The 10,308-nt window shown below is 72.2% G+C and carries 10 protein-coding genes; 2 read left to right on the top strand and 8 right to left on the bottom strand.

The annotated features are described in order from the left end of the window. Positions 1 to 100: 100 nt before the first annotated feature. Together AB0K35_RS20950 and AB0K35_RS20945 are read right to left on the bottom strand one after the other, a co-directional pair. Complete coding sequence (locus AB0K35_RS20950; RefSeq protein WP_363886924.1) at positions 101 to 709, bottom strand: VTT domain-containing protein; 609 nt, start codon at positions 707 to 709, stop codon at positions 101 to 103. Between the two features lie 100 nt (positions 710 to 809). After that, complete coding sequence (locus AB0K35_RS20945; protein ID WP_308193574.1) at positions 810 to 1,493, bottom strand: 50S ribosomal protein L11 methyltransferase; 684 nt, start codon at positions 1,491 to 1,493, stop codon at positions 810 to 812. A 193-nt stretch (positions 1,494 to 1,686) separates the two neighbouring features. Between AB0K35_RS20945 and AB0K35_RS20940 the strand changes: the two genes are divergently transcribed. Further along, on the top strand, positions 1,687 to 1,890 hold the full coding sequence (locus tag AB0K35_RS20940) for a cold-shock protein (RefSeq protein ID WP_007462771.1): 204 nt from the start codon (positions 1,687 to 1,689) through the stop codon (positions 1,888 to 1,890). Positions 1,891 to 1,938: 48 nt separating this feature from the next. Here the strand turns inward: AB0K35_RS20940 and AB0K35_RS20935 are convergent, their stop codons facing one another. The 5 genes from AB0K35_RS20935 to AB0K35_RS20915 form a co-directional block, all read right to left on the bottom strand. After that, entirely contained in the window at positions 1,939 to 3,219 is a 1,281-nt protein-coding gene (locus tag AB0K35_RS20935) for an MFS transporter (RefSeq protein WP_363886921.1), read from the bottom strand. Further along, complete coding sequence (locus tag AB0K35_RS20930) at positions 3,216 to 3,791, bottom strand: helix-turn-helix domain-containing protein (RefSeq protein WP_238671633.1); 576 nt, start codon at positions 3,789 to 3,791, stop codon at positions 3,216 to 3,218. Before AB0K35_RS20930 ends, AB0K35_RS20935 begins: the two co-directional genes overlap by 4 nt. 107 nt (positions 3,792 to 3,898) lie before the next feature. Then, positions 3,899 to 4,774 (bottom strand): hypothetical protein, encoded by an 876-nt coding sequence (locus AB0K35_RS20925; RefSeq protein WP_238671634.1) that lies wholly within the window; start codon positions 4,772 to 4,774, stop codon positions 3,899 to 3,901. A gap of 158 nt (positions 4,775 to 4,932) precedes the next feature. Further along, entirely contained in the window at positions 4,933 to 6,609 is a 1,677-nt protein-coding gene (locus AB0K35_RS20920) for a CocE/NonD family hydrolase (protein WP_363886919.1), read from the bottom strand. Between the two features lie 3 nt (positions 6,610 to 6,612). Then, entirely contained in the window at positions 6,613 to 7,128 is a 516-nt protein-coding gene (locus tag AB0K35_RS20915; RefSeq protein ID WP_238671636.1) for a MarR family transcriptional regulator, read from the bottom strand. 123 nt (positions 7,129 to 7,251) lie between these two features. Here AB0K35_RS20915 and AB0K35_RS20910 point away from each other — a divergent pair, with 123 nt between their 5' ends. Next, positions 7,252 to 9,378, top strand: coding sequence for an efflux RND transporter permease subunit (locus AB0K35_RS20910; RefSeq protein ID WP_363886916.1), 2,127 nt, complete (start codon positions 7,252 to 7,254; stop codon positions 9,376 to 9,378). 48 nt (positions 9,379 to 9,426) lie between these two features. Here AB0K35_RS20910 and AB0K35_RS20905 read toward each other — a convergent pair whose 3' ends face one another. Then, positions 9,427 to 10,302, bottom strand: a complete 876-nt coding sequence (locus AB0K35_RS20905) for a lytic transglycosylase domain-containing protein (protein ID WP_238671638.1) — start codon at positions 10,300 to 10,302, stop codon at positions 9,427 to 9,429. Between the last annotated feature and the right edge of the window lie 6 nt (positions 10,303 to 10,308).

The following is a 10,308-nucleotide window of genomic DNA, read 5'->3' as shown; positions in this document are numbered from 1 at the left end:
CGAAGGCATCAACCCTGACCCGCGGGAGCCGGGCGCGGCGGGCCCCCGCCCCCACCCACCGCAGCCCGGCCCCAAGCCCCCCCCAGAGCGCGAACAAAGCTCAGCCAACGACGGAGAACAACCGCCGCCGCGCCCCCAGCAACGCGACGGAAGCCAGCACCAGCCCGACCCCCATCGTGACCAGCAGCGGGCTGGGGTCGCCCGGCAGCAGCCCGGCCACCGACCGTGACGCGGTGCCCAGGGCGAGGTAGAGACCGGCCCAGGCGGCCGCGCCGATCGTCGCGCAGCCGAGAAATCGGCGGTACGACATCCGCAGCCCGCCGGCGGCCAGTGGCAGCAGCGCGTTGAAGACCGGCAGGAACGGCGCGACCACCATCATCCGGCCGCCGCCGCGACGCAGGATTCCTTCGGCCGCTGTCCAGCGTGCCTCGCCGATCCAGCCGCCGACGCGGCTGTCGCGCAGTCGTTCGGCGTAGCGACGGCCGACCAGGAAGCTCAGCGACCAGCCGGCCAGGCAGCCGATCAGCACCGCGGTGAAGGTCGCCAGCCCGGTACTCGGGCGGCCGACGCCGACGGCGGCGAGGATCGCGACGTCGCCGGGGACCAGGACACCCAGCAGGGGTACGGCGTCGAAGAGCATGACGAGCCCGAGCGCACCCATCAGCAGCAGAATCGGTAGTTCGCCGATCTGGGCCAGCCATTGCGTCATGCGTCGACGCTATGGCCGTAGCGCCACTTCGGACATCGGGTCGTAGCCCCCAGTGACCCCTGGTATCCGCCTCGGGGTCGCCCCTGAGTCAGGGTCCGCCTCAGTCGGGGCGCAGCACCTGCACGTGGCGTAGCGACGAGTCGACCGACGGTTCGGTGGTGGGCACCGGGTAGTCGGCCAGCACGGTCAGGCGGTCCGTCGGCAGGTGTCCGCGGCCGGGGTCGCCGACCAGCACGTCGGCACCTGCGGCTGCGGCCCGCTGCAGGAAGGGCAGCATCCGGTCGGCCATCGCGCGGTCGTAGAAGACGTCTCCGGCGACGACCAGGTCGACCTTCGCTTCGGTGCCGTCGAGCAGGTCGTCTCCGGTGGCGTCGACGGTGACGTGGTTGGCCCGCGCGTTGAGGGTGACGGCGGCGACGGCGTACGGGTCGATGTCGTTGGCGATCACCTCCGCGGCGCCGGCGAGCGCGGCGGCGATGGCTACCAGTCCGGAGCCGGCGGCGAGGTCGAGCACGCGGCGGCCGGCTGCCAGCTCCGGGTGGTCCAGGAGGTGGCGGGCCAATGCCTGTCCCCCGGCCCAGGCGGACGCCCAGTACGGTGCCGGCAGCGCGTGTCCGGCGGCTGCCTCCATCCGGGCCCACCAGACGATCGCGTCCTCGGCCAGGTGCAGCCGCACCTCGGGGACGAACGGGGTGGGCATCAACCGGAGCCGGTCCAGACCGGCGCCGGGTGCGTGGATCTCGCGTTCCAGCTCGGTCAGCGCGTCGGCTGGGGCATCCTTCATCGGCGCAAGCATGCCCCAGCGACGGTTGGTCGGGGCGGGTTTCGCATGCCGCCGCGCAGAGTTCACCCGAGTTCAGTCAAATACCTACGGCACTTCGGCCAGCGGATCGGGGTTTTGCCCGTTACTGTCGAACAGGTACGGGCGATCATCGGCCAGAGGCCGAGGGTCAGCCGCTTTGAACAGGGAGAGATGCATGGCAACCGGCACGGTTAAGTGGTTCAACTCGGAAAAGGGCTTCGGCTTCATCGAGCAGGACGGTGGAGGGCCGGACGTGTTCGTCCACTACTCCGCCATCGCTTCGAGCGGCTACCGGGAGCTCAACGAGGGCCAGAAGGTCGAGTTCGAGGTGACCCAGGGGCAGAAGGGTCCGCAGGCGGACAACGTCCGCCCGATGTAGCTCCGTGCCGGTGACGGCGGCCGGTCTCCGGCCGCCGTCGCAGCGCACTCAAGACGCCGCCGGGGCGGCGGGCAGGTCCCGCCGCCTCCGGATTGGCCCGATCAGCAGAATCAACGGGGTGAACGCCAACCAGGCGGTCATCGCGACAATTGCCGTCTGGACGCCGTAACGCGCGCCAATGGCACCGGCCAGCACGGCGGCCAGCGGGATCGTGCCGTAGTTGAGCAGATGCATGCTCACTGTCACCCGGCCCAGCAGGTGGTGCGGCGTGTAGGTCTGCCGGAAGGCGCCCTTGACCACGTTGCCAATGGCCACCCCGAGACCGATCAGCAGCCCGCCGAGGGCTGGCCAGGCCAGCCCGACGCCGGGCGCGGCGAGCGGGATGAGCAGCGCGGGCGGGCCGGTGAGCGCCGCCGCGATCAGCAGTGCCCGGGCAGTGCCGCAGCGCCGGGCCACGGTGGTGGCGAGCAGCGCGCCGATGATCCCCCCGGCGCTCATCACGGTGATCAGCACGCCCACCAGGCCCGGTTCGAGGCGCAACTCACGGACCAGGAAGACCACCAGGACGGCCTGGTAGCCGGTCAGCCCGATGTTGCTGGCCGCGCCGAAGACCGTCAGCACCCGCAGGTACGGGTCTCGGGCGACGAAGCGCACCCCTTCGGCGATGTCGCGGCGCAGTGACCGCGACTGGTCCACTCGGCGAACGCGCGGTTCGACGGTACGGATCCGCAGCAGGCACACCGCGGAGACCAGGAAGCTGATCGCGTCCAGCAGCAGAGCGGTGACCGCACCGATGACCTGGGCGATCAGACCTGCGACGCCGGGGCCGACGACATAGCTCGCGGTCTGGGCGGCGTGCAGCTTGGCGTTGCCCTCCGGCAGTTGCTCGGGCCGCAGCAGCACCGGCAGGTACACCTGGTCGGCTGTTTCGAAGAAGACCCGGGCGACGCCGGCGCTGAGCGCCACCAGGAGCAGGTGCCAGACGGTGAGCCGGTCGAGTGCGGCGGCGAGCGGCACGCTGAGGAAGAGCAGCGCGCGGAACAGGTCGCACGCCACCATCACGGGTCGGCGGGGCAGCCGGTCCACCCACGCGCCGGCAGGCAGGCCGATCAGCAGCCAGGGCAGCCAGGCCGCGGCGGTGAGCACCGCCACCTGGAAGGTGCCGGCGTCCAGGACGGCGACCGCAACCAGCGGAAGCGCGACAGTGGTGACGTTGCTGCCGATGCTGCTGACCGTCTGGCCGGTCCAGAGCAACCGGAAATCGCGGTGCCGCAGCAATCCGCCGGCCTGGCGGACGGGGGTCGGGTCGCTGCGGGTGGCGGCGGTCACGGTCGGGCCGGCACGCCGTGGACGAACACGAAGACCGGCCTGCGGTCGGCGTCGTCGTCGGGTGACTCCCGGTCGGCCCAGCGCTTGAGGACGCCGATCATCTCGCGGCTCAGCTCGGCCAGTTCCTCGGGCGTGAGGCGCAGCCAGTGGTCGGTGGAGAACGCCGCGTCCTGCCAGGATGCCTGCTCGGCCTCGTCGGCGGCGTGCCATGCGCGGGCCAGTGCGACGTGCCGGTCCAGGTTGAGCGAGGTGGCGGCGTCGGCGACCGCCCGGGCGGCGGGGTCGGCGTCGAAGTCGGTGTTGGACCAGCGCACCCCTCGGGTGACGAGCCGCCACCACCGCTCGCGCCGGTCCCGGGCCAACTCGGGGGCTTCGGTGACCAGGTCGGCGGCGGCGAGGACCTTGAGGTGGTGGCTGACGTTCGCCGGGGCCTGGTCGGTGCGCTCGGCGAGCAGCCCGACGGTGGAGGGCCCGTGGACCTTGAACACGTCCATCAGCCGGCGGCGCAGCGGGTGGGACATGGCGGCCAGCACCCGGGAGTCGGTGATCTGACGTACGTCGGAGCTGTCCATGCCGACAGAATGGCATCCGCAACGACTCTTGCGCAACAATCATTGCTCAACAGTCGTTGCGGAATGCGCCAAGAGGGGCGGCCCGGCGGCCTCGGGCCGCCCCTCGCTCAGGCGACCAGCCGGCGGGCCAGCTCGTCGGCGACCTGCTTGGCCATTGTGGGCGGGATGGCTGCGGCGATCTTCTCCGGCGTCAGCGAGGCCAGGACGCCCTGGACGATCGCCGGCTCGTCGGTGAAGTCCCGGCTGGACAGCGCTGTCAGCGCCGTCTGCAACTCGCTCACCTGGGCGGCGAGCGACGTCAGCGTCGGGTGCGCCGAGACGAAGTTCGGGACTGTGGCATCCTCGCCCATCGCCATCCGGGTGTAGATCTGCCCGACCGGGTTGCGGCCGTCCAGCATCGTGAGGTTCTTGTGGACGGTGGCCAGCCAGTTGTGTTCTTCGGGGGTCATGTCGTCGTCCTCCAGGAGTCCGATGGAGCTGAGGTAGCGGCGGAACAGGGGCCGCTGGTCGCGGCCCGCCTTGATGGCGTCGCGGAAGAAGCTGAAGTGGGTGTGCCAGCGGTGGGAGCTGTCGCCGCTGGTGCGCTTGCCGAGGCGATCCCACCGCCTCACGGTGGTGCCGTCGGGGCTGTAGATGATCTCCCGGATGTCCCGGGTGTCGGCGGCGTTCGCGGCGCACTGCGCGACGCACCAGACCGAGAAGCTGGGCAGCGTGTTGGCCCGACCGCCGGAGCGGACATTGAACTGCCCGACGTCGAGTGCCGCCGCGTCGAGGGTCAGTCCGGCCCGGTCGCGGGGGGACTCGACCACCGAGTAGTCGTTGCGGACCACCCGATCCGATCCGCAGTGGTAGCCACCCCGGTGGGCCGAGTCGCCGACGATGCCGACCTCGCCCGGATCCAGGTCGTCCGGCCCGGGGGCGTTGTCGAGGTGAGTGAGGAGCAGGCTTCGGACGGCGAGAAGATTAGCCGGGGCCCGGGTCATGGGGTCCCCCTTTCCGAGAGGCGGGGACCGGGCACGACGTCACACCGCGTACGCGGTGCTGGGCTTCGGGCGAGCCCGGCCTACTGGTGCACGGCGCCGGGCGTTGACTCAACCATAGCCCGCGTTTTCGACAAACGCCCAGCTCAGGATGGGTCTGTTCAGATTGGACGTGGTGGCGGGGCAGAGTGGACGATCGGCAGCAGCAGCGCCGAAGGGTGCGTCGGATCGTGCAGAACCTGCCGCCAACCGGCACGCAGCGTCACCGCCGTGGCGAGCGGCTCCCCGGTGCCCGGGTTGCGGGCCCACCGTGGATGGGCGCCGCCGGAGACCTGCACCCGCAGTCGGTGCCCGGCGGCGAACCGGTACGCGGTCGGCCAGAGCGGCACCGGAATCCGCAGCGCCCCGCAAGGGTCGGCCGGGAAGCGCTCGGGCGTGACCCGCACCAGGCCGTCGCACACGTTCCACGAGCGACCCCGGCGGTCCACGTCGCACAGACGAACGAAGACGTCCAGGTACGGCAGGTCGCTGCGGAGGTGGATCTCGGCGCGGACCGGACCGATCACCTCGACCGGCGCGGTCAGTGGGGCGCTGGTGTAGGTCAGCACGTCGGGGCGGGCCTCGACACGCCGGTTGTCGACCGGGCCGGCCCGTTGGGCGACGAGCAGCGGACCGCCCAGCGACGGGGTGGGGTCGGCGGGGTCGTAGCGGAGTGCGTCCGGTGTCGACGTGACAGGTGGGCGTGCCGCCAGTTCGCCACCGGGTTGCAGGTGCCAGGCGGTCTCGACCGCCGGGGGTGGCCAGTCCGGCAGGTCCCGCCAGCCGCCACCGGCGCCGCTGACGTAGATGCGTACGGGCGGCCGTGCTGGTCCCGCCGGGACGGGCGATCGCGGCGCGGCCGGCAGATGCTCGTCGAGCCAGGCCAGCCCTTCGCGCAGCGCGGCCACGAACAGTCCGGGGCTGCCGTGCGTCCACGGACCGATCACCAGGCGCGGCGGTGTGCCGGCGGCGCGCAGCACGGCGTGGTCGTCGAGCTGGGCGGGCAGGAAGATGTCGTGCCACCCGGTGACCATGACCACCGGCGCCCGCACCTTCGCGACCTGGTCGGCGAAGACCCGGGTCCGCCAGTACGCGGCCTGCGGTGTGTGGTGGCGCAGCCACTCCTGGAAGAACGGGATGGTCACGCCGGTGGCCACCCGGTCGGCCTCGGCCAGGGGGAGGTGTTCCAGCGCGGCGGCCAGCCGGGGTTGCCCGCGCTTGAGTTCCCACTGCCGGGCCAGCCACGGCACTGTCTGCGCGTGCAGCAGCTCCGCCCAGGTCAGCACGGTGTCCAGGGCGAAGGACTCCCCCGCGTACGTCGAGTCGCGGGTGGCCGAGGCGGTCACCACGGCGACCATCGCGCGCAGCTCCTCGCCGGCGTCGGCGGCCAGTGCCCACTGGGCGAAGCCCTGGTAGCTGACACCGAACATGCCGAGTTGCCCGGACCACCAGGGCTGGCGGCGCAGCCAGCCCAGTGTGTCAGCGCCGTCGTCGCGCTCGTGCACCAGCGGGGCGAACGTTCCACCGGAGCCGCCGGTGCCCCGGCACGACTGGATCACCGCATGTCGACCCCGGGCCGCGAGCAGCCGACCGAGCAGCCGCAGCGGTCCACCGCGCCCGTAGGGGGTGCGGATCAGCACGGTCGGCGCGCCGCGGACGGCCGGGGCGTAGTGGTCGGTGCGCAGCACCACACCGTCGCGGGCCCGCACCGGGAGGTCGCGGCTGACCCGCACCGGGCCGGGGCGGCTCGGTGGCAGGCGCAGCGCGGCGCTGGCGAGGCGGGTGACGAGGTCCGGCACCGGTCAGCCCGTGGGGCGGCGCGGTGACTCCGGCCGGGCGGCGCGCACCGCGTCGCGGTGCCCCCGCAGCGACTCGCTCATCTCCGCCATGAACCGCCGCACCACCTCCAGCTCGTCCTCGCTGAAGCGGGCCATCACCGTGTCGGTACGGGCGCCCAGCGGCCGGAAGAACTCCATGGCCAGGGCGGCGCCCTGGTCGGCGTAGTGCAGCAGCACCTTGCGCCGGTCGACGGTGTCCCGGTCGCGGCGGATGTGCCCGGCCCGTTCCAGCCGGTCGATCAGGGCCGTGACCGAGCCGGAGGAGAGGTTCAGCTGCTCGCCGAGACGGCCGGGGGTGATCGGGTCACCGAGCAGCTCGGCGTCCATCACCGCGATCAGCGCCTGCAGGTCGGTCGGGTTGAGACCGTGCAGGTTGGCGAAGGCGTGGCCGACCTGCTGGGCGTCCACCGCGTACCGCCGGAGGTTGTTGGTGATCTCCGCGACCAGCTGCTCGCGGCGCGTGTCGCGCCGTCGGTACATGCCGTGAGTCGCCACCTCGCGCCGCTCTTCTCGTCGTCGGTCCCCCGGGTTGCAGCATAGAACAGCCCCGGATAATCTCGGTTATCAAGATACTTGTCTTTCGAAGGACCTTGAGGTCACCTGATGTCTGTGTTCACCAGAGTCGCTCGTGGCCGGCTGGCCGCCTGGCTCACCGTGGCCGCCGCGATCGTCGTGGGCGCTGCCGTCTTCGGGACACCCCAGCCGGACAATCCGGCGCCGGTCTCCGCCACCGGCCTGTCGGTGCAGTGGCAGTCGACCCAGGTGCAACGTCTCCAGGATCAACTGCCCTCCAGCGACGTGCAGCCGGCCATCGTGGTGATCAGTCGTGGCGACGGCGGCGCGCTGAGCGCGACCGACCGGGCGACGGTCGGCGCTCGCGCCGAGGGTCTGCGCCGCTTCGCGGTGGGTGGGCAGGTCAGCCCCGCCCAGGTCTCCCCGGACGGCGCGGTGGCCCTGGTCGTCGTGCCGCTGGACACCGCCGGCGGGCAGGAGGTCGTCACCGACGCGGTGACCCAGCTGCGCGCCACCCTCGCCGACCTGCCCGACGGGCTGACCGCCGAGGTGACCGGCGCCCCGGCTTTCACCGCCGACCTCTCCTCGGTGTTCGACGGCGCCGACGTCACACTGCTCGTGGTGACCGCCGCGGTGGTCGCGCTGCTCCTGCTGATCACCTACCGCAGCCCGTTCCTGTGGATCGTGCCGCTGGTCGTGGTCGCCGCCACCGAGCAGCTCACCCTGCGCGCGGTGGACGTCATCGTGCCGGGCGTCGGCATCAACCTCCAGCAGGGTCAGGTCACCGGCATCGCCAGCGTGCTGGTCTTCGGCGCCGCCACCGACTACGCGCTGCTGCTCATCGCCCGCTACCGGGAGGAGCTGCGCCGCGAGGAGGACCGGTTCGCGGCGATGCGCGCCGCGTTGCGCCGCACCGCGGAGCCGATCCTCGCCAGTGGTGGCACCGTCGTCCTCGGCGTGCTGACACTGCTGCTCAGTGAGCAGGAGACCAACCGCGCGCTGGCCGTGGCCTGCGCCACCGGTGTGGTCTTCGCCATGCTCTCGGCCCTGTTCGTGCTCCCCGCCGTGCTGGTGCTCTTCGGTCGCGGCCTGTTCTGGCCGTTCGTACCCCGCGTCGGCGGCCCGGTGCGCGAGGGTCGGCTCTGGGGTCGACTCGGCGCTGCCGTGCAACGCCGCCCGGTGGTGGTCGCGACGCTGGCCACAGTGCTGCTCGGGGGCCTGGCACTGGGTGGGCTCGGCATCCGTACCGGCCTGTCCGAGACCGAACAGTTCCGGGCCGAGCCCGAGGCGGTGACCGGGGCACAGACCCTGGCCAGGGCATTCCCCGCCGGCAGCACCCAACCCGTCGCCGTGATCACCACCCCGGCGGCGGTGCGGGCGGTCACCGACGCCGCCACCGCGGTACCCGGTGTCGCCTCGGCGCGCCCCGGCGACGCCGGCACCGCCGTCGCCCAGGTCGACGTGGTCCTCGACGCCGAACCCGGCACCACCGCCTCGGACCGCGCGATCGAGGCGCTGCGCGCGGCGGTCGCCGCCGTTCCCGACTCCGCGCCGCCGGCCGCCGCCGGCGCCGACGCCCCGTCCGGGGCGATCGTCGGTGGCTCCGTGGCCGCCACCTACGACTCCGACGAGGCCAACGACCGGGATCTGCGACTCATCCTGCCGATCATCCTGCTGCTGGTCGGCGCCGTGCTCGTGCTGCTGCTACGCGGTCTGCTCGCGCCGCTGCTGCTGGTGCTCACCGTGATCGCGTCCTACTTCGCCAGCCTCGGCGCGGCCTGGCTGCTCTTCGACCACGTGCTGGGCTTCCCGGCCCTGGACAGCGGTGTGCTGCTGCTCGCCTTCGTGTTCCTGGTGGCGCTCGGGGTGGACTACAACATCTTCCTGGTCACCCGGGCCCGGGAGGACGCCCGCAGCGCCGGCACCCGCGCCGGGATGCTCTCCGCCCTACGGGTCACCGGCGGGGTGATCACCAGCGCCGGGGTGCTGCTCGCCGCGGTCTTCGCCGTGCTCGGTGTGCTGCCGCTGATCACCCTGACCCAGATCGGGATCATCGTCTGCATCGGCGTCCTGCTCGACACCCTGCTGGTCCGTACGGTCCTGGTGCCGGCGCTGGCGTTCCTGCTCGGTGACCGCTTCTGGTGGCCCAGCCGCATCACGCGCGACCCGGTGCAGGCCACCCCGAGCGCGCCCGAGCCGGTCGCCGCGCGCGACTGACCGACCCGACGGGGGCCGTGGTGAATCTCGCCACGGCCCCCGTCGAGGTCAGTACGCCAGACAGACGCACTCGCTCATCAGCGCCCGCACGTTGCGCACGTACGACGGGTTGGGGATGGCCAACGGCTTCCCCTCCTGAGCCACCGCACCGTGCCCGAAGTTGTACGCGGCGATGACGGCGTTGAGCAGGCAGGAGTTCAGCTCGCTGGTGCACAGTGCCGGGTCGAGCCGGAAGTCGGACTCGAAGTACATGTCGCCGATGTACTTCGTCGCCCAGGCCAGGTAGGTGGCGCCGAGGTAGGCGTTGTCCTGGTAGGCGTCGATCTCGTAGCTCTTCTCGAACCGCTGGTTCATCCAGGTCGCGGTCTCCGGCATCACCTGCAACAGCCCGACCCCGCCGTCGCAGGCGTAGATGTTGGACTGCCAGCCGCTCTCCTGCCACGCGGTGGCCTTGAGCAGATTGAGCGGGATCTTGATGTCCGGTGCCGACACCGGCCAGTAGGTGCGGTTGGCGGCATCGGTCAGCGCCGCCTTCACCTCGGACCGGCTCGCCTGGTTGCCCTTGTAGGTCGGCTTGCAGGAGCTCGGCGCCGGCTTCGGCGGCGCCGGCGGAACCTCGGTCTCGGTGGGCGGCTTCGGCACCGTGCGCGGCTTCGGCGCCGCCCGGGTCGGCTTCTTCGTCGGCTTCGGCTTCGGGGTCGCGCTACGACTCGGCGCGGAACCCATCGATTCCACAGCACTCACCGACGGGCTCGGCTCCCCGTCGACCTCGTCGGACGGGGCATCCGTCGGCCCGTCGGTGACGGCGACCGGCGCGGCCAGGCCCGATGGGGTCTCCCCCTTGGCGGCGCAGCCGACCAGCGCGCCCGCCAGCAGAAGCCCGGCGAGCGCCGCAGCGCCCAGCCGATCGATGCGTCGAACCATGCCGTT

It is taken from the genome of Micromonospora sp. NPDC053740 (assembly GCF_040677775.1).
GTDB classification, from domain to species: domain Bacteria; phylum Actinomycetota; class Actinomycetes; order Mycobacteriales; family Micromonosporaceae; genus Micromonospora; species Micromonospora alfalfae.
This window is presented reverse-complemented; position numbering and strand designations above follow the sequence as displayed.